Annotated in this window: 27 protein-coding genes, 1 tRNA gene and 1 other RNA gene; 17 read left to right on the plus strand and 12 right to left on the minus strand. The window is 62.1% G+C overall.

What is annotated here, in order from left to right:
• Window positions 1–76: 76 nt before the first annotated feature.
• The gene (rpoD, locus tag THALAR_RS01545; protein ID WP_021099705.1) at window positions 77–2056 is read left to right on the plus strand and encodes an RNA polymerase sigma factor RpoD; all 1980 of its coding nucleotides are present in this window, start codon (window positions 77–79) and stop codon (window positions 2054–2056) included.
• A 57-nt stretch (window positions 2057–2113) separates the two neighbouring features.
• On the opposite strand, the gene THALAR_RS01550 is transcribed toward rpoD, so the two are convergent.
• Complete coding sequence (locus THALAR_RS01550; RefSeq protein WP_021099706.1) at window positions 2114–2431, minus strand: TraR/DksA family transcriptional regulator; 318 nt, start codon at window positions 2429–2431, stop codon at window positions 2114–2116.
• Window positions 2432–2569: 138 nt separating this feature from the next.
• On the opposite strand from THALAR_RS01550, the gene THALAR_RS01555 reads away from it, so the two are divergent.
• Genes THALAR_RS01555 through THALAR_RS01565 form a run of 3 tightly spaced genes read left to right on the plus strand, consistent with a single transcriptional unit; the run spans window position 2570 to window position 5071 of the window.
• Window positions 2570–3010, plus strand: coding sequence for a thiol-disulfide oxidoreductase DCC family protein (locus tag THALAR_RS01555; protein ID WP_021099707.1), 441 nt, complete (start codon window positions 2570–2572; stop codon window positions 3008–3010).
• Window positions 3003–4652 (plus strand): SDR family oxidoreductase, encoded by a 1650-nt coding sequence (locus THALAR_RS01560; protein ID WP_021099708.1) that lies wholly within the window; start codon window positions 3003–3005, stop codon window positions 4650–4652. The genes THALAR_RS01555 and THALAR_RS01560 overlap by 8 nt, the downstream gene beginning before the upstream one ends.
• Entirely contained in the window at window positions 4649–5071 is a 423-nt protein-coding gene (locus THALAR_RS01565; RefSeq protein ID WP_021099709.1) for a secondary thiamine-phosphate synthase enzyme YjbQ, read from the plus strand. The genes THALAR_RS01560 and THALAR_RS01565 overlap by 4 nt, the downstream gene beginning before the upstream one ends.
• On the opposite strand, the gene THALAR_RS01570 is transcribed toward THALAR_RS01565, so the two are convergent.
• Entirely contained in the window at window positions 5068–5739 is a 672-nt protein-coding gene (locus THALAR_RS01570; protein WP_021099710.1) for an SDR family oxidoreductase, read from the minus strand. The genes THALAR_RS01565 and THALAR_RS01570 overlap by 4 nt on opposite strands.
• 182 nt (window positions 5740–5921) lie before the next feature.
• On the opposite strand from THALAR_RS01570, the gene nrdR reads away from it, so the two are divergent.
• From nrdR to THALAR_RS01585, 3 genes are all read left to right on the plus strand, one after another.
• Entirely contained in the window at window positions 5922–6389 is a 468-nt protein-coding gene (gene nrdR / locus THALAR_RS01575) for a transcriptional regulator NrdR (RefSeq protein WP_021099711.1), read from the plus strand.
• A gap of 4 nt (window positions 6390–6393) precedes the next feature.
• Complete coding sequence (gene ribD / locus THALAR_RS01580; protein WP_021099712.1) at window positions 6394–7500, plus strand: bifunctional diaminohydroxyphosphoribosylaminopyrimidine deaminase/5-amino-6-(5-phosphoribosylamino)uracil reductase RibD; 1107 nt, start codon at window positions 6394–6396, stop codon at window positions 7498–7500.
• Between the two features lie 221 nt (window positions 7501–7721).
• Entirely contained in the window at window positions 7722–8006 is a 285-nt protein-coding gene (locus tag THALAR_RS01585; RefSeq protein WP_021099713.1) for a hypothetical protein, read from the plus strand.
• Window positions 8007–8070: 64 nt separating this feature from the next.
• Here THALAR_RS01585 and THALAR_RS01590 read toward each other — a convergent pair whose 3' ends face one another.
• From THALAR_RS01590 to THALAR_RS01600, 3 genes are all read right to left on the minus strand, one after another.
• Window positions 8071–10143, minus strand: coding sequence for a capsular polysaccharide biosynthesis protein (locus THALAR_RS01590; RefSeq protein WP_021099714.1), 2073 nt, complete (start codon window positions 10141–10143; stop codon window positions 8071–8073).
• A complete protein-coding gene (locus THALAR_RS01595) occupies window positions 10136–11209 on the minus strand; it encodes a polysaccharide biosynthesis/export family protein (protein ID WP_040817505.1) in 1074 nt (357 codons plus the stop codon). Before THALAR_RS01595 ends, THALAR_RS01590 begins: the two co-directional genes overlap by 8 nt.
• A 204-nt stretch (window positions 11210–11413) precedes the next feature.
• Window positions 11414–12703 (minus strand): capsule biosynthesis protein, encoded by a 1290-nt coding sequence (locus THALAR_RS01600; RefSeq protein ID WP_021099716.1) that lies wholly within the window; start codon window positions 12701–12703, stop codon window positions 11414–11416.
• Between the two features lie 167 nt (window positions 12704–12870).
• Here THALAR_RS01600 and THALAR_RS01605 point away from each other — a divergent pair, with 167 nt between their 5' ends.
• The 5 genes from THALAR_RS01605 (at window position 12871) to nusB (ending at window position 16218) form a co-directional block, all read left to right on the plus strand.
• Window positions 12871–13470 carry a riboflavin synthase gene (locus tag THALAR_RS01605; RefSeq protein WP_021099717.1) on the plus strand — a complete coding sequence of 200 codons (600 nt, stop codon included), beginning with the start codon at window positions 12871–12873 and terminating at the stop codon, window positions 13468–13470.
• Entirely contained in the window at window positions 13458–13973 is a 516-nt protein-coding gene (locus tag THALAR_RS01610; protein ID WP_021099718.1) for a GNAT family N-acetyltransferase, read from the plus strand. The genes THALAR_RS01605 and THALAR_RS01610 overlap by 13 nt, the downstream gene beginning before the upstream one ends.
• Window positions 13974–14116: 143 nt before the next feature.
• Window positions 14117–15208: a 3,4-dihydroxy-2-butanone-4-phosphate synthase gene (ribB, locus tag THALAR_RS01615; protein WP_021099720.1), complete on the plus strand. Its 1092-nt coding sequence runs from the start codon at window positions 14117–14119 to the stop codon at window positions 15206–15208.
• A 3-nt stretch (window positions 15209–15211) separates the two neighbouring features.
• Window positions 15212–15748, plus strand: coding sequence for a 6,7-dimethyl-8-ribityllumazine synthase (locus tag THALAR_RS01620; RefSeq protein WP_021099721.1), 537 nt, complete (start codon window positions 15212–15214; stop codon window positions 15746–15748).
• A complete protein-coding gene (gene nusB / locus THALAR_RS01625; protein ID WP_021099722.1) occupies window positions 15745–16218 on the plus strand; it encodes a transcription antitermination factor NusB in 474 nt (157 codons plus the stop codon). Before THALAR_RS01620 ends, nusB begins: the two co-directional genes overlap by 4 nt.
• A 23-nt stretch (window positions 16219–16241) precedes the next feature.
• On the opposite strand, the gene THALAR_RS01630 is transcribed toward nusB, so the two are convergent.
• Complete coding sequence (locus THALAR_RS01630; RefSeq protein WP_021099723.1) at window positions 16242–16847, minus strand: class I SAM-dependent methyltransferase; 606 nt, start codon at window positions 16845–16847, stop codon at window positions 16242–16244.
• A 133-nt stretch (window positions 16848–16980) separates the two neighbouring features.
• On the opposite strand from THALAR_RS01630, the gene THALAR_RS01635 reads away from it, so the two are divergent.
• Window positions 16981–17277, plus strand: coding sequence for a hypothetical protein (locus THALAR_RS01635; RefSeq protein ID WP_021099724.1), 297 nt, complete (start codon window positions 16981–16983; stop codon window positions 17275–17277).
• A 2-nt stretch (window positions 17278–17279) separates the two neighbouring features.
• On the opposite strand, the gene ssrS is transcribed toward THALAR_RS01635, so the two are convergent.
• Window positions 17280–17437: non-coding RNA, 6S RNA (gene ssrS, locus THALAR_RS19055), on the minus strand.
• A gap of 47 nt (window positions 17438–17484) precedes the next feature.
• Between ssrS and THALAR_RS01640 the strand changes: the two genes are divergently transcribed.
• On the plus strand, window positions 17485–17919 hold the full coding sequence (locus THALAR_RS01640; protein WP_021099725.1) for a DUF1801 domain-containing protein: 435 nt from the start codon (window positions 17485–17487) through the stop codon (window positions 17917–17919).
• A gap of 2 nt (window positions 17920–17921) precedes the next feature.
• Here THALAR_RS01640 and THALAR_RS01645 read toward each other — a convergent pair whose 3' ends face one another.
• The gene (locus THALAR_RS01645; protein WP_021099726.1) at window positions 17922–18338 is read right to left on the minus strand and encodes an SRPBCC family protein; all 417 of its coding nucleotides are present in this window, start codon (window positions 18336–18338) and stop codon (window positions 17922–17924) included.
• Window positions 18331–18654, minus strand: a complete 324-nt coding sequence (locus THALAR_RS01650; protein WP_021099727.1) for an ArsR/SmtB family transcription factor — start codon at window positions 18652–18654, stop codon at window positions 18331–18333. The genes THALAR_RS01645 and THALAR_RS01650 overlap by 8 nt, the downstream gene beginning before the upstream one ends.
• A 117-nt stretch (window positions 18655–18771) precedes the next feature.
• Here THALAR_RS01650 and THALAR_RS01655 point away from each other — a divergent pair, with 117 nt between their 5' ends.
• Window positions 18772–19227: an MmcB family DNA repair protein gene (locus THALAR_RS01655; RefSeq protein WP_021099728.1), complete on the plus strand. Its 456-nt coding sequence runs from the start codon at window positions 18772–18774 to the stop codon at window positions 19225–19227.
• 150 nt (window positions 19228–19377) lie between these two features.
• Here THALAR_RS01655 and THALAR_RS01660 read toward each other — a convergent pair whose 3' ends face one another.
• Window positions 19378–19572 carry a hypothetical protein gene (locus tag THALAR_RS01660; protein WP_021099729.1) on the minus strand — a complete coding sequence of 65 codons (195 nt, stop codon included), beginning with the start codon at window positions 19570–19572 and terminating at the stop codon, window positions 19378–19380.
• Window positions 19569–20303 (minus strand): DUF6502 family protein, encoded by a 735-nt coding sequence (locus THALAR_RS01665; RefSeq protein WP_051153550.1) that lies wholly within the window; start codon window positions 20301–20303, stop codon window positions 19569–19571. The genes THALAR_RS01660 and THALAR_RS01665 overlap by 4 nt, the downstream gene beginning before the upstream one ends.
• Window positions 20304–20383: 80 nt before the next feature.
• On the opposite strand from THALAR_RS01665, the gene THALAR_RS01670 reads away from it, so the two are divergent.
• Window positions 20384–21649 (plus strand): VWA domain-containing protein, encoded by a 1266-nt coding sequence (locus tag THALAR_RS01670; protein WP_021099731.1) that lies wholly within the window; start codon window positions 20384–20386, stop codon window positions 21647–21649.
• Here THALAR_RS01670 and THALAR_RS01675 read toward each other — a convergent pair.
• The gene (locus THALAR_RS01675; RefSeq protein ID WP_021099732.1) at window positions 21646–21852 is read right to left on the minus strand and encodes a DUF6324 family protein; all 207 of its coding nucleotides are present in this window, start codon (window positions 21850–21852) and stop codon (window positions 21646–21648) included. The two genes, THALAR_RS01670 and THALAR_RS01675, sit on opposite strands and share 4 nt — an antisense overlap.
• Window positions 21853–22007: 155 nt before the next feature.
• Between THALAR_RS01675 and THALAR_RS01680 the strand changes: the two genes are divergently transcribed.
• Window positions 22008–22084 (plus strand) — tRNA-His (locus tag THALAR_RS01680).
• Window positions 22085–22095: the final 11 nt, after the last annotated feature.

Consider the following 22095-nt stretch of genomic DNA (forward strand, 5'->3'; position numbering starts at 1 on the left):
GAATCAGTCTGATTCGCGCTATTGATTCGGGTAGATTCGCGCGAATCACCCTCAGGCGCTTTTTTGGAGGCATTTCATGGCCAAAGACACCGACGATCAGACGCAAGCGCGCGAGGATGCCGCAGCCGGACTCGACATGAGCCAGGCCGCCGTCAAGAAGATGATCGCCGAGGCGCGGGTGCGCGGCTACATTACCTACGATCAGCTCAATCAGGTGCTGCCGCCCGAGCAGGTCGCGTCCGAGCAGATCGAAGACGTGATGTCGATGCTGTCGGAAATGGGCATCAATATTATCGAGGAAGAAGAGGCCGAAGATGACGGCTCGACCAAGGATCTGGTCGAGGTCAACAACTCCGCCAAGGACGTCGTCCTCGCGTCCTCTACGACTGAGACGCTGGATCGCACCGATGACCCCGTCCGCATGTATCTGCGCGAGATGGGCTCGGTGGAGCTGCTGTCCCGCGAAGGCGAAATCGCCATTGCCAAGCGCATTGAGGCCGGTCGCAACACGATGATCGCCGGGCTTTGCGAAAGCCCGTTGACGTTCCAGGCTATCACCATCTGGCGCGACGAATTGTTGTCAGAGGACATCCTGCTGCGCGATGTGATCGACCTTGAGACCACTTTCGGCAATACGTTGGAAGAAGAGGAAGAGACCGAAACCGTCGTGGCGACCCCTGCAAATGGCGAAGACAAGTCCGGCGAAGAAAAGCCGGAACTCGATGCCGACGGCAATCCGATCGTCAGAGAAGACGACGAGGACGAGGACGAAGACGAGCAGGCCAACATGTCGCTTGCCGCGATGGAGGCCGCGCTGAAGCCGCGTGTTCTGGAAACGCTGGACATTATTGCTGACGATTACATGAAGCTGGCCGATATGCAGGATTTGCGTATCTCGGCGGCGATCAATCACGACGATACGTTCACCAAGAAAGAAGAGAGCGCGTATCAGGCGCTGCGCACCGAAATCGTGACCATGGTGAATTCGCTTCACCTTCACAACAACCGCATCGAGGCGCTGATAGACCAGCTCTACGGCATCAACCGACGTATCATGTCCATCGACTCGAGCATGGTGAAACTGGCCGACCAAGCCCGCATCAACCGTCGCGAATTCATTGACGAATATCGCGGCTACGAGTTGGACCCCGGTTGGGTTGAACGCATCACCGCCAAAACCGGTCGCGGATGGACCGCCCTGATGGAGCGTTCGCGCGACAAGGTCGAAGACCTGCGTGCCGAGATGGCGCAAGTCGGCCAATATGTCGGCGTCGACATCACCGAATTCCGTCGCATCGTTCAGCAGGTCCAGAAGGGCGAGAAAGAGGCGCGTCAGGCCAAGAAGGAAATGGTCGAGGCCAACCTGCGTCTCGTGATCTCCATCGCCAAGAAGTACACCAACCGCGGTCTGCAATTCCTTGACCTCATCCAGGAAGGTAACATCGGCCTGATGAAGGCCGTGGACAAGTTCGAGTACCGCCGCGGCTACAAGTTCTCGACCTATGCGACATGGTGGATTCGTCAGGCGATCACTCGCTCCATCGCCGACCAGGCGCGCACGATCCGTATTCCGGTCCACATGATCGAGACGATCAACAAGCTGGTGCGCACCGGTCGTCAGATGCTTCACGAAATCGGTCGCGAGCCGACGCCGGAAGAATTGGCTGAAAAGCTGCAAATGCCTCTGGAGAAGGTCCGCAAGGTGATGAAAATCGCCAAGGAGCCGATTTCTCTGGAGACGCCTATCGGCGACGAGGAAGACTCACAGCTTGGCGATTTCATCGAGGACAAGAATGCGGTTCTTCCACTGGACTCGGCCATTCAGGAAAACCTGAAGGAAACCACCACCCGCGTGCTGTCATCGCTGACGCCGCGCGAGGAACGTGTGCTGCGTATGCGGTTCGGTATCGGCATGAACACCGACCACACGCTGGAAGAAGTGGGCCAGCAGTTCTCCGTGACCCGCGAACGCATCCGCCAGATCGAGGCGAAAGCACTTCGCAAGCTCAAGCACCCCTCACGGTCGCGCAAACTGCGCAGCTTCCTGGATCAATAACAAAAGGCGCCCCTCGGGGCGCTTTTCATTTGCATCCGGGTTTTGTTCAAAAACCAGTTATTTCGCGCATTTGCGACAAAACGGGGTGTAGGGGACCAACTCCAACCGCGCTTCGCTGATCTCGTCGCCGCAGGTCACGCAGTAGCCGAACTCGCCCGCTTCGATCCGCTTAAGTGCTGCATCAATGCGCGTGATTTCGGCGGCCGCACTATTGCCCAGACCTTCTAGCACTTCGTCAGTTTCCCGTTCGGTGGCCAACTCCTCCCAATCCTTCGAGTTGTGCGTATCAAGCTCCGCATCGACCTCTTCGCTCCGCTCGACAAGTTCCGCGCGGCGGGCGGTAAGTTTTGCTTTGTATCCAGCTGTTGTGGTCATGGAATGACTCCTCCTTTTCAATCTCAGCGTAGAGTTGGCGTACTCACACGACATTGACCGAAATCAACCGCGAACCCGTCTTGCCTGCGACACCGCCCCACATCCCAACGCGGGGCAACGGGCTTTAGTTTCAACAACATGGCACGGCTTGACCCAGACCCGCATATCTCCGCGCTGACCCAAGGTGCGGATGTGGTCGTGTTCGACGGCGTTTGCGTGCTGTGTTCCGGTTTCCTGAAATTCATGCTGCGTCGGGATCAGCGCCGGCGGTTCAAATTCGTCATTGCGCAGTCCGATCTGGGTGAGACTCTCTACGCACATCTTGGCCTGAAATCGGCCGACTACGACACGAATGTCGTCATCGTCGACGGTCATATCTACACCAAGCTGGATGCCTTCGCCGCGGCCATGGGTGCGCTTGGCGGCATCTGGCGCGTGGCTACAGTGACGCGCATCCTGCCGCGCGGGCTGGCCGATTGGCTTTACGACCGCATCGCCCGCAACCGCTACGCCGTCTTTGGCAAAACAGACACGTGCCTGCTCCCGACATCTGACATTCAGGACCGCTTTCTTGCCTGAAAAAATCCTCTTGCTGGGGGCCACTGGCCTGTTTGGCGGCCATCTCGCGCGCCAACTCGCCAAACGAGACGAACTCTCGCTGACCATCGCAGGCCGCACGCTCTCGACGCTGAAACCTTTGGCGCAAGAGTTGGGCGCAACCCCGCTGGCCCTTGACCGCAGTGACGTTGCCGCGGTGCAAAAGGCGCTTGGCGCATTGCGTCCTTTCGCGGTCATCGACTGCTCCGGCCCGTTCCAAAGCTACGGCGCAGCGCCCTATGCCTTTGCCGAAGCGGTCCTGATGGCAGGGGCGCATTATCTCGACATCGCAGACGGGGCAGAGTTCGTCGCTGGCATCACCGCGCTAGACGGTTTGGCGAAAGAGAAAGGCTTGTGCGCGTGGTCCGGTGCCTCCACAACGCCCGCCCTGTCCTCGGCCATCGCGGCGGACCTGATCCAAGGTCTGGACCGCGTCGACTTGATCGAGACCACCATCGTCCCCGGCAACAAAACCCCGCGTGGCTTGTCGGTCATGCGGGCGATCCTGGGGCAGGTGGGCAGGCCGTTTCCGCGCTGTCGCGGCGGACGTATCGAGACCGCATACGGGTGGGCAGACAGCACCCGCGTTGCACCCAAGGTCGATGCAACCACGCTGAAACCGCGTCTCGCTGCGCTGGTAAACACCCCCGACGCGGCCCTATTCCCCAAGCATTTTAACGCCGCCACCGTCGCCGCCCGCGCGGGGCTGGAGCTGCCCCTGTTCCACCGCGCCTTGACGCTCGCCCGTCATATCGTCCCCGCATTGCGTATTCCGTCGCTGGAGCCGCTTGCCAAGCCGCTCCTTCATCTGTCGAACATGTTTACAGGCTTCGGGTCGGACGCAGGCGGTATGCGGGTCCGGGTTCAAGGGGTGCAGAATGACCAACGCCAAGAGCGGATATGGGACATGATTATTCCCGACGGCCACGGTCCCAAAACGCCGGTGCAGCCGGTGGCGATCCTGCTGGACCAACTGCTCGCCGGTCGCATCGAAGCAGGCGCACGCCCCGCGCTTGCGGCCTTTACGCGTGCCGAGGCCGAAGCGCAGCTTGCCACGATTCACGCGAAGTTCGAACGCCGCGACCGCGACCTGACCCCGATCTTCGCACAGGCTCTGGGGGCTGACTTCAAGACGTTGCCCAAGCCCGTCCAGGCCTTGCACAGCCCCGCTAACGTCACGCGGTTCAAAGGTAAGGCACAGGTCACGTGCGCCACGACCCCGCTTGCCAAACTCGCGGCCATGATGGGCGGGTTCCCTTTGCGAGGTGGGGCCGTGCCTGCGCAGGTCGAGATCAGCGCCGACGGCCAAACCGAGACATGGACCCGCAGAATGGGCGCAAAAACCTTCCGGTCTACTTTGCGCTACGACCCTGCCACAGACATGACGGAGCAATTCGGCCCCTTGATCTTCGGTCTCGACCTGACCGCGAAAAATGGCAAGCTCCACTTTCCAGTCACCACAGGCCGCGCCTTCGGGCTGATCCCGATCCCGCACGTCCTGACACCGGTGAGTGACACAACTGAAAGAGAAGACGCGCAAGGCCGCTTCTGCTTCGACGTGCGCCTCAGCTTGCCCTCCGGCGCGTTGATCGTGCATTACAAAGGGGATCTGGAGCCGCAATGACCACGTTTACCATCCCGACAAACGGCCAAGGCCTTTACGAGTTCACCCGCGAGGTGCGGCAATGGCTGGAAAAGCAACCACCCCGCACCGGCGTGCTGACGCTTTTTGTGTGCCACACGTCCTGTTCGTTGCTCATTCAGGAAAACGCAGACCCCGAGGTGCAGACCGACCTGCGCAACTTCTTCGCGCGGCTGGTGCCGCCGACGACTGACCCCGCCATGTCCTACCTGACCCACACCTATGAGGGGCCGGACGACATGCCCGCCCACATCAAGGCGGCGATGATGCCGGTGTCGCTGTCCATTCCCGTTGAGAATGGCACGATGATGCTTGGCACGTGGCAGGGAATTTACCTTTTCGAGCACCGCGACCACCCGCATCAACGGCAGGTGGTCGCAGCACTGACAGCCGCCGCCTAATTCGTCGGCGTCAGGAAGACCTCGCGGATCGTTGCCCGCTGGGGTGCCTCCACCGCGTGCATGACGGCGTGGGCCACATCCTCCGGCTTCAGTTTGTCGGGCTTGGCTTCGTCGAAGAACTCGGTGTCGACCATGCCCGGTGCAATCACCGTGCAGCGCCCGCCCCATTCCGCCATCTCCTGGCTCAGGTTGCCCGCGAAGCCGTGGATAAACCACTTCGTCGCGCCATAGATCGAGCCTTTCAGATGCACACGACCGGCTTGTGAGCCAGTGACGACATAGTGCCCCTTGCTCTTGCGCAGATGGGGCAGGGCGGCATGCGCGGTATAGAGCGCGCCCATGATGTTCAGGTCAACCATCCCCTTCCAATCCTCAGGGTCGCCACCTTCGGTGCCCGCCTGCGACGCGCCGCGGCCCGCATTGGCGAAGACAGCGCTCAACCCGTCATGTGCCTCGGCAAATGCGTCAATCGCCTTCTTTTGCCCGTCCAGCGAGGTCGCGTCGCCCCCATAGACTTTGGATGGGCCGTCGAGGCTTTCGGCCAACGCCTCCAGCTTGTCCTTGCTGCGGGCGAACAGCCCGACATGCCAGCCTGCCTCCGAGGCGGCTTTCGCGGTTGCGGCGCCGATGCCGGATGATGCACCGGTGATGAAGATTGTCTTGGTCATGAGGTTCTCCTTTAAGGGGGTATTCGATTTCCATCCTTGCTCAACGCATGGCCCCCGCGCTGCGTTCCGCCCCATGTCTTGCGGCGCGAATTCCCCTCTACCCAAACTGTAGCGGACCCCCTATAGTGCCTGTGGATAACTGGGGGTAAACACCCAGACAGGTAGGATAGAGGGAAAAAGCGATGCGCTGTCCGTTTTGTGGAAATGTCGATACTCAAGTGAAGGACTCGCGTCCGGCCGAAGATCATGTGGCGATCCGTCGCCGTCGCTTCTGCCCTGCCTGCGGAGGCCGCTTTACCACCTATGAGCGCGTGCAGCTGCGCGATCTGGTGGTCATCAAGTCCTCCGGCAAACGCGAGGATTTCGACCGCGACAAGCTGGAACGCTCCATCCGCATCTCCATGCAGAAACGTCCCGTCGATCCCGAGCGCATCGACCAGATGATCTCCGGCATCGTGCGCAGACTTGAAAGCATGGGCGAGACCGATATCAAATCCACCGCCATAGGCGAGATCGTGATGGAGGCGCTGGCCCGCATCGACACCGTCGCCTATGTGCGGTTCGCATCGGTCTACAAGAACTTCCAGGAAGCCGACGATTTCGAGGATTTCGTCCACGAGCTGCGCCCCCCTGTAGGTAAAGACGACTGACCCCATGACACAGCCCGATGACCAGCGATGGATGGCCTTGGCGCTGTCGCTGGGCAGACGGGGACTGGGCCAGACTTGGCCCAACCCGGCCGTGGGCTGCGTGATTGTCAAAGACGGTCGCGTGCTGTCGCGGGGCTGGACGCAAGCGGGCGGACGCCCCCACGCGGAACAGGTGGCGCTGTCACAGCTTGCCCCGAACGCCGCCAACGGTGCCACCGCCTATGTCACGCTGGAGCCTTGTGCGCATACAGGCCAAACGCCGCCCTGTGCCTCTGCACTGATCGAGGCGGGCCTTGCGCGCGTCGTTGTCGCCACCGGCGACCCTGACGCGCGGGTGTCGGGCAGGGGCCTCGCCATGTTGCGCGAGGCAGGGTTGGAGGTGACGACCGGCGTTCTGGAAGACGAAGCCCGCCGCGACCAGCAGGGCTTCCTCCTGCGCGTGACCGAAGGCCGCCCCCTCGTGACGCTCAAACTAGCATCGTCTTTCGACGGACGTATCGCCACCGCTGCGGGTGAAAGCCAGTGGATCACCGGCCCGCAATCCCGTCTTCAGGTGCAGGCCCTCCGCGCCAACCATGACGCGGTGATGGTCGGCGGCCGCACCGCGCGCGAGGACCTGCCCTCCCTCACCCTGCGCGGCATGGGCGCGCGTCGCCAGCCTGTGCGTATCGTGATCAGCGCGGGGTTGAACCTTCCCACGCTCGGCCCGCTCGCTGAAGACACCAGCGGCGCCCCCGTCTGGCTGATCCACGGGGCCAATGCGCCGCAAAAGGCGCGGGATTTCTGGGCCGACCGTGGCGCGACACTGATCGAGGTCGCGCAAGATCCGTCCGGTCTCGACATGACGGCCGCGCTTCGAGCCTTGGGGCAGGCCGGTCTGACCCGCGTGCTGTGCGAGGGCGGAGGCTCCCTCGCCGCGTCCCTGCTTAAGGCGCAGCTGGTGGACCAGATCGTCGGTTTCACCGCGGGCGTTATACTGGGGTCAGACGGGCTGCCCAGCCTTGGCCCGCTCGATGCGCCCAAGTTGAGCGATGCCCCGCGCTTCGCGCTGACCGAGACGCGCCGAGTCGGCGCGGACGTCATGCATGTCTGGCACCGCGCCGACAAATAACCCCCGAAATAGCTCTACATTTCAATGGTCTCACGCTTTGTGAGCATCTTCTCACACGCCCGTGATGCTGTCGGCTTTTATGAAGACTGAATGTGCGTAATAGCACAGAAATTAGCCAAAGATCTAGAAAATGCGCATTGAGACACGTTCGAGTATGCCTCATATTGGCTTCATCAAACGGCAACATGCCAAACCAAACAAACCAAACTGGAGTACACAAAATGAAAACCATCGTCGCAATCCTCGCCCTGTCCGCCGCTGCACCCGCATTCGCTGACGTCACAAACCCGCAAGCCTTCTTCGCTCAAGGCAACGCCTCTGCCGCTGAACGCGTTGTGGCCGAAACCTCCACCGGCGATCTGAACGCCGCCCTGCGGATCGGTGCCAGCGCAAACGAAAGCGCTGCCGAGCAGAACGTCGCGATCAGAGGCGCGGATGTCAGCCGCAGCGTGCAAGCCAAGTTCGCACTGGGCAACGACTCCGCTGCCGAGCGTTTCGTGAAGTAACCCACGACAGGTCTCCTCCCTGACCCGGAAAGGCTCCCTCGTATTGCGCGAGGGGGCCTTTTTTCTATCGCCAGAGATGCGCGTAGCCTGCCAAGGCGCCTTGCGCCTTCGCCAAAAGCCGGTTGTGCAACGACGGACGCGGAAGGACGCCGTGGGCCAACCGCTCCACCACCACCTCGACGGGGCAGGGCTGTTGTGTGACGGGGTCGAAATAGCGCGGATAGCCGATCAACGTCGCGTGAACCAACCCGTCCAGCGTGGCCTCCGGCCCGCGCCGCGCGGGCACCGGCCCACGATCATCGGTCAGCCCCCAACCCGCATAGAACGGCGCACCGTAGCAAGTGACGGGAACATTGCGCAAAAGCGCCTCGAACCCCAGCAGCGATGTCATGGTGCAGACCCGATCCGCCTTGCCGATCAGGGCCACGGCGTCCGCCTTCGCCGCGATCATATCCGCGTCTTCCGCCGCAATCGCACCGGGCCGCAAGCCAGCTTCGACGTCGGGATGCGGTTTGTAAACCACAAACGCATCGGGAAAATCGCGCCGCACGGCGGCCAGAAGCCCCTCATTGGTCGCAACATCCTTGGTGCCCAGCCGGATCGACGCGTCATCCTCCACCTGTCCGGGCACGAGGATCACCTCCTGCCCGTCCGAGGGTATGTCGAACTCCGCCCCGCCAAGGTTGTATTTGCTCAGCCGCATCCTGACGATGGCGCGGCGCAGCCGCTCCGCCCGCAGCAGGTCAGCATCGCCAAGACTATGGCTTCCGGCGATCAGGGCCTCCAACGCACTTGGCCGCGTCGGGTCGTAATAGATGCCCGTGTCGTCAGTCACCAAAGACAGCGGCGCGACCAGATCGGCGCCCAACCCACGGGACCGCAAGAACCCGTCTTCCACCCGAAGCAGCCTGATCTTCTGGCTTTCCGCACGCAGCGCATAGTCCTCCGGCTCTTGGCCCGCCCAAACCAGAAGCGAGCCGCCGCGGGCCTCCTTCAACGCCTCGTCGGGGTCCGCGACAAACCGCACCTGCGCGTCCTTGCCAAACCTGCGCGCGCCGAACATCTGCTGGATCGGCCCGCGCTTCCACAACCGCATCCCCAAGGCCACATGGCCGTTCCGGTCCTGCCGCTGTGCGCGGGTCAGCGCCTCCAGCGTGTCGATCACCTGCTCCAGATCGCACAGCTTGTTGCGGTAGGGATCATACCATTTGCAATAGCGCAGCATGACGCCTGCAAAAAGCTGCGGTCGCGTCAGCATCCGCTGCCGCCGGTCAATCGGCTGGCGGTCATCGCTGAGGCCCCATCCCGCATAGAACGGCTGCCCGAACACCACCGGCTTGTGCCCCGCCAAAATCGCCTCGAACCCCATGCCGGAGCTGACAGTGTAGACCGCCACGGCCCCCTCCATCAGCGCATAAGGCGACGCCTTATGCTCGTTGAGCGAGACCCGCCCCCCCGCATCCGCAAGGGTGAAATGCCCCTTGCGGTGGCCGCCTTGCGTTTCGGGATGGGTCTTGATGACGACGGGCGCATTGGGGTGTTCTTCCAGCGCATAGGCCAGCATTTCGCGGAAATGGTCCGCTGTAGCCGCGCCGTGCTTGATCGACGCGTCGCCGCGCGTCTGGTCGATCACCAGCACATAGCCCGCATTGGGGATCGGCGCGCGGTCATCAAAATCGTTGTATTTGGAAAGGTTTAGCTCCTTGATCCGCGCAATCGCGGCGCGGGCACGGCTCAACTCGTGGGCGTCGTCGAACGGCTCGCGCGACAGCAGGTGTTCCAGATCGGACGGGCCTGCGCTGTCGAAATAGGGGCGGCGGTGGTCGATGGTCAGCCCTAATGGCGGCTCCCCGTCACGACCCGGTTTCAGCGACCGCAAGAACGCGTCTTCAATGTGAACAAGCTGCGCGTCGGTGTGTCCGGCCACCTTCTCGCCACGGCCAGAGGTACGGCTTTTCCCCCACACGGCGATCAGATCATCCGGCCCGGGCTTGCCCAGCTTCAGGTCATAGCCAGCAAGATCAAGGATACGCCGCACACGGGTCTGGGTGAAGAACCCCCCGTTGAAATAGAAAAGCCGCGGGCGCTGGGAGGAGTCGCCCGCGGCATCTTCAGAGCTTGGCGTGTTGTCACTCACCAATGCTCGAAATGGCGTTGACCGATGTCAGGGAACCGGTCAGCGCCGAAATGGTTTTGTTCCATGTCACGAACGGAGCCTCGGTCACATAGACCGTGTCGCCGTCGCGGATCACGAAGTCGCGGGCCTCGAACATGCCCGTCGGTTGGGTCAGGTCCAGCACATAGGCAAACCGCTGCGTGCCTTGCAGGTCGCTGCGGCCCAGAACGGCATTGGCGATCTCCGCAGGCTCGTTACGGAACACGAACACGCCGGTAGGGTCCGCAAGGTTGGAGCTCAACCCGCCCACCTGCGCAATCGCCTCGATGGCCGACAGGTTCTGCGTGACGAACTCGACGCGGTTCTGCGCGCCCGTGGCCCCCAGAACGGTAAAGGCGCGGCTGTCTTCCTCGACCAGAATGCGGTCACCGGGGCGCAGGGCTATGTCGAATTTCGGGTTGGTGTACAGGTCCTCGAACCAGACCTTGGAGCGGTGGTTGCCACGGATCACGGTGATCTGCGCCACTTCGGGCGCGATCGAGATGCCGCCCGCGCGGGCGATCATCGACGATAGCGTGCGGGTAGGGCGCTCGATGGCGAACAGGCCCTGCTGACCGACACCGCCAACCAGAGAAACGGTCGCACCATCGCCCGCGACGCGGCGCACGATGACCTGCGGGTCGGGGGTCTGGGTGTCGAGTTTACCTGTAATGATGCGGCGCAGCGCCTCAGGCGTGTTGCCCGATGCCTTGATGCGGCCTGCATAGGGCACGAAAATGAAGCCCGACCCGTCAACCTGCACCTCGCTCAGGTCGGTCGCGTTCGCCCCCTCGGCGGCCAGCAGCCCGTCATCGACGTTCTCCCAAATGCCAAGGCTCAACGTGTCGCCGGGCCGGATCGTGTCGGACCCTACAACACCCGCATTCAGGAACCCGTCGGAAAACCCAAGCACAGGCTGCACCGAGGTGACCTGCGTTACACGGCTGTTGACGGCAACGATAAAGGCGTCGCCCTGCTTCTGGACGGAGCCTGCGTAGATCTGGCGCTTGCCGGGGCCGGATTTCGGCAACCCGCAAGACGCGGCCATGACGGCCACAAGCGAAAAAGCCACTATTTTCGTAGCTTTGGGACCCAAGTTTTTCACCGGTGTCCTCCTCGATTATAAAACTGCCTCAGTTTTTCTTTTGACCCTACAGCAGAAGCGCAAAATTGCTAGTCCTTTGACAGCTTACGCCAAACGAGTGTTGCCACCGCGTCGCAGTGGCAATTTTTTGCGTAGTGTCGTTGAAGCTTATTTTACCAGGTGAAGTTGCTGGCGCGGCGTCGCCGTGCCGGATGTCAGCGCGTCATACGGGTCCTCGCTTACCAGCATCATATCGACCACCTGCCGCAGCAACTGCCTGCGCCCGCGGGATGAATAAAAGCCGCCGGGAATTTGCGAGGTTTCCAGCAGGTAATGCCGGTAGTCGCGATAGGCACGGCTGTCGGGGCGGGTCGGGTTGGTGAAGAATTCCGGCAGGTTTTGGGTCGAGACGAACTCGGGTTTGTTATACACCGCCTCACCAAACGCCTTCAGCGGCAGTCCGCGCCACAGCACCTGTTGCGCGGCGGTGGAATTGACGGTGACCGCCGACCGCGCCGTGTTCAAAAGCCCCGCAAGCTTGCCCCCCCGCACGAAATGCACGCGGTCTCCCACGCCAAACGCCATGGCGATCCGGCGGATTTCGCGGCGCAAAGGCACGCGGCCATCCTCCAGCGGGTGGGCTTTCAACACCAGATGGTGATGCGTCGGCGCGCCTTTGGCAAAGCCCTCGATGGTCAGTTCCAGAAACTCGGTCATTGTGGCGAAGGGCGAGTGCATCTGAAAGCTGGCGTCATGCTCCAGCTGGAGCAGCGCCAGATGATACGGAAATCCCCCATGCTTGATGCGGAAGGTCGCCAACCCCCGCTCCATCGCGGTGAAAGGCATGGTGAGCAGCCGTTTCAGATACAGCCGGAACTCCCTGGTGACGCTCAGCGCGCGGTGGGGCCGGAAGCCGCGATACTTCCGGTTCCGCAAGAAAACGAAGTAGTGGTAAACCATGCCGTAGAACACATGCTGGCGCATGTCGCCCCAGCGGGCAGGGGCGTCCGGCAGGTCCAGATCAAGCCCTTCAAGCGCGGCCCGCATCTCGGCCACGGACATATCCATCAGCCGTGAATGCCCGTTTGAGCCGCCGCGCTCGTAGCTGACCCAATAGGGCCGCAGATAGCCTTCCTCGAACACATGGATGCGCAGGCCCATGTCCTTCGCCCGCGCAACGGCTTGGGCATGGATAGGCCGCGTGTCGCCATAAAGCACCAGATCGGTGACGGATTTCTCCGCTACAATCTGCGTAAACCGCTCACCCCAGTCCTCGGGGCTGTCCAGATAGGGGATGTAGCTTTGATTGGAGAACCAGAACGCATCGTCGCCCTTGTTGAACCCCACCCGCCACACTTCCGCCCCCGCCGCCATCAGCATGCGGCCAAGGCGGTAGAAGAAAGGCCCGTGCGGCCCTTGCAGGAACAGAAAAGTTTTGCCCTTACCGGACAAGGTCATGGCTACGCCCTCAACGTGGTGCCGCTACTCATACATCTTGAGGCGACCTTGCCCAGCCCGTTTGGCACGTTTGCCGCGCAATTCCGGCACGACTGTGGCCCTATGTCCTTGCCAAAGGGGGAATGCCCGCGCTACCTCAAGCCCGACGGATGGAAAGGGATACGCCAATGTTCACAGGCATCATCACCGATGTGGGACGGGTCACGAAGCTCACGCAGGAGGGTGATTTGCGCGCGCGCATCGCCTGCGCCTACGACCCTGCCGGCATCGACATCGGCGCGTCCATCGCATGCAACGGCGTCTGCCTGACGGTGATTGATCGCGGCACGGACGATACACCGTGGTTCGACGTGCAGATATCGGCCGAGTCGGTATCCAAAACCAATATCGGCGACTGGCGTGACGGCACCCGCGTTAATCTGGAACGCGCCTTGAAACTCGGTGACGAGCTTGGCGGCCATATCGTGTCGGGCCATGTCGATGGCGTGGCGACTGTGGTATCCATGACCGACGAGGGCGACAGCACCCGCGTGCTGTTCGACGCCCCGCATGATCTGGCGGGCTTCATCGCCCCCAAAGGCTCGGTCGCGCTCAATGGGACATCCCTGACTGTGAACGAGGTCGACGGCACCCGCTTCGGGGTCAACTTCATCCCGCACACCAAGCTGGCGACCAACTGGGGCGACACCAAGACCGGCGACCGGATCAATCTGGAGATCGACACGCTCGCCCGCTATGTCGCCCGCCTGCGGGAATGGGGCAACTGAGCACCGCCACCTTGCGCACCGCGACGCCTGCGGACGCCTCCAGCCTCGCCGCGCTGGCGCTGGAGGTGTGGCTGTCCACCTATATCCGCCACGGCATCAACGCGCATTTCGCCGATTTCGCCTTGGCCCATTTCACCCCAGAGCGCTTCAAGAGCTGGATCGAAGACCCCGACCATCGCCTCATCGTCTCGCAAAACCGCGACGGCATCGACGGCTTCATCCATATCGGCCGCAACAGCCCCGACCCCGTGGGTGGTCACATCCGCACCGAGCTGACCTCGCTCTACATCCAGCCGCGCCATCAGGGCAGGGGGCTGGGCAAAGCACTCCTCGACGCCGCGCTGGATCAGGCGGACCATCCCGTCTGGCTTGCGGTCAACTGCGAAAACACCAAGGCCCGCGCCTTCTACAAGACCCAAGGGTTCAGCAAGCTCGGCGAAACCGCCTTCCGGATCGGCGATAAAAGCTACCCCAACGATGTCCTCATGCGCCAACCGCTGTAATTCAGGACGCGCCCCTCCCCATCACTGCTTCAAAAATACCTAAAATCCTCCATCTCCCCTCCCGCGACGTCACGACTTCTCCCTGCACCCTTCCCAAGCGCCGTCAAACCCTCTAATTGGCAGGCCATCAAAGGATGCTGCACATGAACGAATATACCGACGCCATTTCCCCCATCGAGGATATCATCGAGGACGCCCGCAACGGCCGCATGTTCATCCTCGTCGATCACGAGGACCGCGAGAACGAGGGTGATCTGGTGATCCCCGCGCAAATGGCGACGCCCGAGGCGGTGAACTTCATGGCAACCCATGGCCGTGGTCTCATTTGCCTGACGCTCACGTCGGAGCGGATCGACGCGCTTGGCCTGCCGCTGATGGCGTCCTACAACTCGTCGCGCCACGAAACGGCGTTCACCATCTCGATCGAGGCGCGCGAGGGCGTGACCACCGGCATCTCCGCCCATGACCGCGCCCGCACCGTGGCCGTGGCCATCGACGCGGGCAAAGGCCCGCAGGACATCGCGACCCCCGGCCATGTCTTCCCGCTGCGTGCGCGCGATGGTGGCGTATTGGTCCGTGCAGGCCATACCGAGGCCGCCGTGGACGTCTCCCGCCTTGCTGGGCTGAACCCGTCCGGCGTGATCTGCGAGATCATGAACGAGGACGGCACCATGTCGCGCCTGCCGGATCTGATCGCCTTCGCGCAGCGCCATAACCTCAAGATCGGCACGATCTCCGACCTGATCGCCTATCGCCGCCGACACGACAATCTGGTCAACGAGGCCGCACAGCGCCCCGTTAAATCCGAGTTCGGCGGCGACTGGATGATGCGCGTCTTCACCGACGAGACCCAAGGCGCCGAGCATATCGTTCTCACCAAGGGCGACCTGACCACCGACGCGCCGGTGCTGACCCGTATGCACGCGCTCAATCCGGTCGAGGACGTGCTGGGCCTTGGCCCCAGCCCTGCATCCGAAATGGCGCGGGCGATGGAGACCATCGCCAGGGAAGGCCGCGGTGTTGTGGTCCTGCTGCGCGACACGCAGATGAAGATCGACCCGGAGGGCGGACAGTCCTCCAACACGCTGCGGCAATACGGGCTCGGTGCGCAGATACTCGCGGCCCTTGGCCTGTCGAAGCTGGAGCTTCTGACCAATTCCCCGTCCCCCAAGGTCGTCGGTCTCGACGCCTACGGGCTGTCCATCACCGGCACCCGCCCCATCGAAGGAGCCTGATCTATGGCCACCGCAGAACAGCACCACATCATGGACACGCCCGCGTTCGACAAGCCGGTCAAGCTCGCCATCGTCGTGTCGCCCTATTACAAGGACATCGCCGACAACCTGATCGCCGGTGCCAAGGCCGAGGCCGAGAAGGCCGGCGCCACCGTGGAAATCATCAACGTCCCCGGCGCGCTGGAAATCCCGCCCGCCATCCGCATCGCGTTTCGCCAGTCCAATTTCGACGGGTTCGTCGCGCTTGGCTGCATCATTCGCGGCGAGACCACGCATTACGACACCGTCTGCAATGACAGCTCTCACGGGTTGATGCTGCTGGGCCTTCAGGGCGCAAATATCGGCAACGGCATCCTGACGGTGGAAACCCGAAAGCAGGCCGAGGTCCGCGCCGACCCGAAAGATCAAAACAAAGGTGGCGGTGCCGCCGCTGCGGCCTTGCATCTCATCGCGTTGCAGCGCAAATACGGCGCTCCCAATTCGGGCGTGGGATTCCTGCCGCGCTCCAACGACGATGACGAAAGTTTCCAGATCGCATGACCTCTGTTTCCGGTAACCAAAAACGCGCCATGCGCTCCGCCGCGCGGCTCTATGCCGTGCAGGCCCTGTTCCAGATGGAGCATAGCGACCATAGCATCGACACCGTGCGCGCGCAGTTCGAAGACCACCGTTTCGGCGAGGTGATCGACGACAACGAAATGGTCGAGGGCGACGTCGACACCTTCCGCGCTCTTCTGGAAGGCGCGGTTGCCGAGCAGTCGACAATCGACAAGATGACCGACCGTGCGCTGGTCGCCAAATGGCCCATCGACCGCATCGACCCGACCCTGCGCGCGCTGTTCCGCGCCGCGGGGGCCGAACTGGTCGCTGGTAAAACGCCCCCGAAAGTGGTGATCGTGGAATTCGTCGACGTCGCCAAGGCCTTCTTCCCCGAAGGCAAGGAATCCAAATTCGTCAACGCCGTGCTCGACCACATGGCTCGCGAAGCCCGCCCTGACGCGTTCAAGTAGGGCGGGGTTCACCCCGCCGCCACTCACCCTTTCCGCGCCACGATATACCGGCTGCCATAATCCTCGGCTTCAATAACTTCGAAGCCCGCCGCTGCTATCTCCTGCTCCAACTCATCAGGCCCGATAAACCGCACATCCGGCGCTTTGCCGAGCCGCTGCATCACCCAGATCAGCGGCCCCAGCAGCCAGCGCTTTGACTTGAAACACGGCGTCTTGCTGATCAGCAGCCCACCATCACGGGTGATGTCGTGAACGTGGCGCAGCGTGGCGGGCAGGTCGTCCACCAGATGCAGCAGATTGTGCGCCAGAACAGCATCATAGCCGGTGCCAAGCGCATCGCTATCCGCATCCGCCACGATGAAATCAAGATTGCTTTGACCCGCCTCCGCCAGCTTGCCATTGGCAATCGCGATCATCCCCGGCGATACGTCAGAGCCGGTGTAAAGTGCCACGCCCGGGGCCAGCAGCAGCGCGGTGGATCCGGTGCCGCAGCCCAGTTCCATCACGCGGTCCTCAGGACGCAGGTAGGAGCGCGTGCGCTCCAGCGACAGGTAGTATTGCTCGGGATTACGTATCGCCATCTTGGCGTATTTCGCGGAAACGCCGTCCCAGAACTTTGCAGGTGTCATAGTATGCCTCTTTGCTGCATCAACAGGTAACGCGGTGTGCCGCATATGGAAATGACCCGTGATCACACTTTCTGGCATCCGGCTGGAAAAGGCCTATACTATATATAAGCGTCGACTCAACGGAGGATTGCCCATGCCCAAGCTCATCAAACTGCTGCTACGGCACGCCCTTGGCGGTGCCTTTGCCGGCGTCGTGTTCTCGGGGCTGTTGATTTGGTCCAACGTCGTGGGTCTGCGTCATCTGGTGCTGGAGACCGCCGACGGCCCGCTGGCGGCGGGCATCATGACGGTGTTTTTCGTCATCACTTTCGCCTCGGTCCAGATGGGCCGCGCGATCATGGCGATGGCGGAGCCTGCCGATGACGACACCGACTACACCCCGCCCAGCAGTGGCCAGTTGGTTCCGGTACGTGTCGAAAATCGGGGGTAAGTGACGGAACCACCGCAACCGTGGGGGAGCTTATTCCCGCAGACCTGTATGTACAGGTGGGCGCCGGGTAACTGAACCAGGGTCCAGACAGAGCCAGCTCCCGCGGATTTGCTTAAGGCCACCGGAATGTAGTCCCCATATACGAGAGGGGCAGAACCGTCACTCCAGCAGATAGACCTCCGCAGGTCACAAAGCAAGGGCATGCCCATGGCCAAATCGGAAAACAAGACCAAGCCGGAGCCCGTCGACCCCGCCGCCATGATCGCGAGCGTCGAGCATCCTCAACGCCGCGCCGACGCCGAGGTCCTGTTGCCGTTGTTCACCCGCATCACCGGCTGGCCCGCGCAGATGTGGGGACCAGCGATTGTGGGCTTCGGGCGTTACCACTACAAATACGACAGTGGGCGGGAGGGCGACTTCATGGTCACCGGCTTCAGCCCCCGCAAAAGCTACACGTCCGTCTATATCTTGCCCGGCTACCGCGACCTGTCAGAACCCCTGTCGCGGTTGGGCAAGGTCAAGCATGGGAAATCCTGCCTCAATATCAACAAGCTGGCTGATATCGACATGGACGTTCTGGAGGAAATGGTGCGCGACGGCGTGGCCTATATGAAGGCCAACTACACCACCGCCGCGCGCTAGGATTATTCCGCGTGTACGTCCGAGCGCATCCGTCCCAGATGCTCGTCCCAGCCCTTGTCTAGCGCCAGTGTCAGGCCAAACGCGTCTGCCCCTTGCGGCAGGCCAGAATGCTCCAGTGACAGGCGGGTGCCGCCCGCGACATCTTCCAGCGTCCATTTGACCGTGCTGGTCGCGTCGCCCATCGGCGCGATGGTGAAGGTATATTCCAGATAGTCATGCGGGCGGGCTTCGTTGACCTTGCCCCACATCAGCTTGTCGCCGCTTTCGGTGCCGAACATCGCGTAGTCCTGCCCGTCCGCCAGCGCCACTTTGGGTTTGTGGAACCAGATCGCCAGCTTGTCCGGCTTGGTCAGGTAGTCCCAAACCTCAGCCTTGGTTGCACGCAGGTAGATGGATTTCTGAATGATGGTGTCAGTCATTGGATTGGTCCTTTTCGATGGCGGATTTCAGATCGGTAAGGCGGTCGTCCCAGAACTGCTCAAAAAAGCTGAGCCAGTCGCGCACGGGGGCGAAGCCTTCGGGGTTCAGGGCGTTCACCCGTTCGCGTCCTCGGGTGCGCACGGTGATCAAGCCGCCATCGCTCAGCACGGTCAGGTGCTTTTTGACGGCGGCGCGGGTCATGTCGAAATTGTTGCTAACCTGCGCGATGGTCATGTCGCTGTCTGCAAGCTGGCGCAAAATCTCGCGCCGTGTGGGATCGGCCAAAGCCTTGAAGGTGGGTTGCTGGGTTTGCATGGTAGGGGCCTCTAAAGTGAAACCTTATGGTATCATAGTTTATATGAAACCTTTTGGTATCATGTCAAGCTATATCTCACCCTTGATTTTTGTTTACCTTTTGTTCACATTCGTCTCATGCCTAACGACCTGACATACCCCCTTCAACCCGGCCAGCTACTGGCCCGTGGCGTCGCGCGGCATCTGACTTCGCACGGGTTCGCCTGCCTTGAGGAATTCGTGCCGGAACGCGGCAAGCGGGTCGATGTGATGGGGCTTGGCCCCAAGGGGGAGTTGTGGGTGGTGGAGTGCAAATCCTCCCGTGCGGATTTCCAGACGGATTGCAAATGGGAAGGCTATCTGGACTGGTGCGACCGCTACTTCTGGGCGGTGGACGAGAACTTCCCGACCGATCTTTTGCCCGATGGCACCGGCCTGATTATCGCAGACGCTTACGATGCCGAAATCATCCGCATGTCGCCAGAGGACAAGCTCGCCGCCGCGCGGCGCAAGGTGATCGTGCAGAAATTCGGGCGGGTGGCGGCGCTGCGGCTGAACCAGCTGCGTGATCCGGATCTGGGGCGTTTTGTCTAATCAAATCAAAATCCGCGTGTTTTTGATTTGATTAGGTTAACAACTTGGAAATACGTGTAAAAGCGCACGGTGCCTTTGGCTGACCTTGCTCCACAAAAGAGTTAACGGCGCAACACCCGAGGTAACCCATGGGTTACCCCGCAAGAGCGTTCAATCTACCGAACATCCTGTGCCGCCGATGCCGTCATCCTCGCCCGGAATGCAGGCCTCGACCTTCGCTTTCGGAACCGGTGAGGCCTCGATTGCAGGCTCTTCCATCACCGGCTCGGCGATCACGACCTCTGCTTCCGGCATCGCGCAGCCCGCCAAAGCCAGTGCCAATATCGCCGCCGCTAACCGCCTCATGTCACGTCCTCATGGTAGAAATATCCGCCTGCGCGGAACCTGACGGGCGGGGCGTCGGATGGCAAGGCCTTCATCGCGGCGGCTTGTGTGTTGATCTGATCCAGAAGCGCAGCTTGGCCCTCGCGGAACTGCCGCTCCAGCGCTGCCACCTGATCCGGCGACAAGGCGGCGTAATGCACCGCGCGCTCGTAGAACGGCGGCGCGTCGGAGGTGACGTTGATGGTGGCGGCGCTCAGATGGTCGCCCATGTTGCGGGCGAGGTAGGCCATCTGGTCCTCGGACCCGGCCAGTGGCTGATAGGACGTTTCCAGCAAGGTGACCGTCTCGCCATCCACTGAAACCGTGCCTGCGGCCAACAACGTATCCAGCATCGTGCGCGGGTGGACGTCGCGGCGGACCTCCCATGCCAGCGCCTCGAAGGACGGGGCGGGGCCGCTTTTGGGCAGGGGTTTGCCTGCGTAATCGTCCTCGGTCTGCCACAGCGAGACGAGGCGCGACAGATGCGTCAGGCGCGGCTCGTTGGGGTGGAAATCCCGCAGCCGCGCCACGTCGCGGCGCTGCAATCCGGTCATCACCGACAGGCGGCTGTCGGTGGGTTTGCCGTCGCATGTCGCCCGTGCGGCTTCGACGTAATGGGCTTTCAGCCGTTCCGCCAGATCGGGGAACGGCACGCCAAGCGCCACCATCAGGCGGGCGAAGGGGGCGAGGAGGGCATCGAGTAAATCCAACATATGCGCAATATGCACATTTTTCTTGACGTGAGCAAGCGGACTTGAAATATGTGCAAAATACACATTATTTGGAGTACCCCATGACCAAGATAATTTCCATTCCCCGCATCGCCCTTCTGGCCACCGCGTTTCTTGCTGGCTGCGAGATCCCCGTTTCTGAATCGAAGCCAAGGATGGAGTCCCCCGTCGCGGTTGAGGCCGCCCCTCCGGCGATGGCGGAGCCTTTGGTTCTGCCACCCGCCTCCAACCCCGGCGCGGCGCGGCGGGGGGTCATCACGGCGGGCGACATCGACGACGCGCTGAACCTCGCGGCGTTCACCCGCTATCAGGCGAAGGCCCGCAAGAAGTTGGGATTGCCGATGGTGAACCTGTCCAACCCGATCATGGCGCAACTTCGCGGCGCGGATGGCAAGCCCGCCCCCGGCGTGCGCGTCACCCTGAGCAAACCCGGCGCGGCGCAGCCGTTTTATAGCGGCTATTCGGGTGTGGACGGGATGATAACAGTCTTCCCCGCCAGCCTCGGCGCAGGACGTCTGCGCGAGGTGGAGTTGCGGGCGATCCCCGAGGGCCAGGGCACGCCGGTGGTGCGGCGGCTGACGGCAGGCAAGCGGGTGCAAATGCAACTGCCGTTCAAGGGCGGCTGGTCGCCGGAGTTCCTTGATCTGGTTTTTGTGGTCGATACCACGGGGTCAATGGCCGATGAAATCGCGTGGCTGACCAAGGAGTTGAGGGGCTTTGTCGGGCAGGCCAAACGCGCCGCGCCGAGGGTAGATATCCGCTACGGGCTGGTGGTCTACCGCGATGATGGAGACGCCTATGTGGTGAAAAATTACGGCTTTACCAAGCAGCGGCGGCAGATGCAGAGCTGGCTGAGCGCGCAGTCTGCGAACGGTGGGGGCGACTATCCGGAGGCCGCGGCGCGGGCCTTGGCTTCGGCGGCAGATATGCCGTGGCGCAAGGGCAAGGGCGAGCGGTTGGTGATCCATGTGGCCGACGCGCCAGCCCATGACCACCGCGCGAAGGCCTATCTGCAAGCGGCCCGCACGGCGACAGTCAAAGGTGTGCAGGTGTTCGGGTTGGGGGCCAGCGGCGTGGGGGATGAGGCAGAATACCTGATGCGGCAGGCGGCGGTGCAGACTGGCGGGCGGTATATGTTCCTGACGGATGACAGCGGCGTGGGCTATGGCCATGCAGAGCCGTCGGTGTCGTGCTACCGCGTTACCGCGCTGACGGATCTGGTGGGGCGGGTGCTGCGCTCGGAGCTGTCGGGGCGGCGCATCGAGGCGGCCCCGTCGCAGGTGGTGCGCACGGTGGGCAGCTACCGCAATGGCGCCTGCGTGAACTAGCGCTTTTTGCCTTTGGGCTTACTCATCGCGCGGGCGCCTGCTGCGGCCGCGCGGATTTCGTCGGCGATTTCCTCGGCCTCCTCGGGGTCGAAGTCGAAGGGAAGCTCGATGCCGTCGGCCTCGACATAGATACGCACCATGCCGTCGGTGGTCGGACCGATCTGCAAGTTCCCCGCAATGTCGCTTTCGCTGTTGATACCCATCGGACCCTCTTTGTCTTGGCGTGTCCATGAGGTATCGCCGTTGCGACGCTGAGGCAAGGGGATAGGCATGGTCGCGGACCTGCGGCTTTAACGCCAGAATCTGCCTTTAACGGTCTTGCAATCGTCAGGCGTCATGGGTAAATCACCCGATACGTGCCGCCTTAGCTCAGTTGGTTAGAGCGCTTGATTGTGGATCAAGAGGTCCCTGGTTCGAGACCAGGAGGTGGTACCACCCCCCCCCCC

The organism is Litoreibacter arenae DSM 19593, assembly GCF_000442275.2.
In the GTDB taxonomy this organism is placed as follows: Bacteria; Pseudomonadota; Alphaproteobacteria; order Rhodobacterales; family Rhodobacteraceae; genus Litoreibacter; species Litoreibacter arenae.

Excerpts from the sequence above, each read along its gene's own strand:
- rpoD (WP_021099705.1), top strand. The coding sequence starts at position 77 with ATGGCCAAAGACACCGACGATCAGACGCAAGCGCGCGAGGATGCCGCA.
- THALAR_RS01550 (WP_021099706.1), bottom strand. The coding sequence starts at position 2,431 with ATGACCACAACAGCTGGATACAAAGCAAAACTTACCGCCCGCCGCGCG.
- THALAR_RS01555 (WP_021099707.1), top strand. The coding sequence starts at position 2,570 with ATGGCACGGCTTGACCCAGACCCGCATATCTCCGCGCTGACCCAAGGT.
- THALAR_RS01565 (WP_021099709.1), top strand. The coding sequence starts at position 4,649 with ATGACCACGTTTACCATCCCGACAAACGGCCAAGGCCTTTACGAGTTC.
- THALAR_RS01570 (WP_021099710.1), bottom strand. The coding sequence starts at position 5,739 with ATGACCAAGACAATCTTCATCACCGGTGCATCATCCGGCATCGGCGCC.
- nrdR (WP_021099711.1), top strand. The coding sequence starts at position 5,922 with ATGCGCTGTCCGTTTTGTGGAAATGTCGATACTCAAGTGAAGGACTCG.
- ribD (WP_021099712.1), top strand. The coding sequence starts at position 6,394 with ATGACACAGCCCGATGACCAGCGATGGATGGCCTTGGCGCTGTCGCTG.
- THALAR_RS01585 (WP_021099713.1), top strand. The coding sequence starts at position 7,722 with ATGAAAACCATCGTCGCAATCCTCGCCCTGTCCGCCGCTGCACCCGCA.
- THALAR_RS01595 (WP_040817505.1), bottom strand. The coding sequence starts at position 11,209 with ATGGCCGCGTCTTGCGGGTTGCCGAAATCCGGCCCCGGCAAGCGCCAG.
- THALAR_RS01600 (WP_021099716.1), bottom strand. The coding sequence starts at position 12,703 with ATGACCTTGTCCGGTAAGGGCAAAACTTTTCTGTTCCTGCAAGGGCCG.
- THALAR_RS01605 (WP_021099717.1), top strand. The coding sequence starts at position 12,871 with ATGTTCACAGGCATCATCACCGATGTGGGACGGGTCACGAAGCTCACG.
- THALAR_RS01610 (WP_021099718.1), top strand. The coding sequence starts at position 13,458 with ATGGGGCAACTGAGCACCGCCACCTTGCGCACCGCGACGCCTGCGGAC.
- ribB (WP_021099720.1), top strand. The coding sequence starts at position 14,117 with ATGAACGAATATACCGACGCCATTTCCCCCATCGAGGATATCATCGAG.
- THALAR_RS01620 (WP_021099721.1), top strand. The coding sequence starts at position 15,212 with ATGGCCACCGCAGAACAGCACCACATCATGGACACGCCCGCGTTCGAC.
- nusB (WP_021099722.1), top strand. The coding sequence starts at position 15,745 with ATGACCTCTGTTTCCGGTAACCAAAAACGCGCCATGCGCTCCGCCGCG.
- THALAR_RS01630 (WP_021099723.1), bottom strand. The coding sequence starts at position 16,847 with ATGACACCTGCAAAGTTCTGGGACGGCGTTTCCGCGAAATACGCCAAG.
- THALAR_RS01635 (WP_021099724.1), top strand. The coding sequence starts at position 16,981 with ATGCCCAAGCTCATCAAACTGCTGCTACGGCACGCCCTTGGCGGTGCC.
- THALAR_RS01640 (WP_021099725.1), top strand. The coding sequence starts at position 17,485 with ATGGCCAAATCGGAAAACAAGACCAAGCCGGAGCCCGTCGACCCCGCC.
- THALAR_RS01645 (WP_021099726.1), bottom strand. The coding sequence starts at position 18,338 with ATGACTGACACCATCATTCAGAAATCCATCTACCTGCGTGCAACCAAG.
- THALAR_RS01650 (WP_021099727.1), bottom strand. The coding sequence starts at position 18,654 with ATGCAAACCCAGCAACCCACCTTCAAGGCTTTGGCCGATCCCACACGG.
- THALAR_RS01655 (WP_021099728.1), top strand. The coding sequence starts at position 18,772 with ATGCCTAACGACCTGACATACCCCCTTCAACCCGGCCAGCTACTGGCC.
- THALAR_RS01660 (WP_021099729.1), bottom strand. The coding sequence starts at position 19,572 with ATGAGGCGGTTAGCGGCGGCGATATTGGCACTGGCTTTGGCGGGCTGC.
- THALAR_RS01665 (WP_051153550.1), bottom strand. The coding sequence starts at position 20,303 with ATGTTGGATTTACTCGATGCCCTCCTCGCCCCCTTCGCCCGCCTGATG.
- THALAR_RS01670 (WP_021099731.1), top strand. The coding sequence starts at position 20,384 with ATGACCAAGATAATTTCCATTCCCCGCATCGCCCTTCTGGCCACCGCG.
- THALAR_RS01675 (WP_021099732.1), bottom strand. The coding sequence starts at position 21,852 with ATGGGTATCAACAGCGAAAGCGACATTGCGGGGAACTTGCAGATCGGT.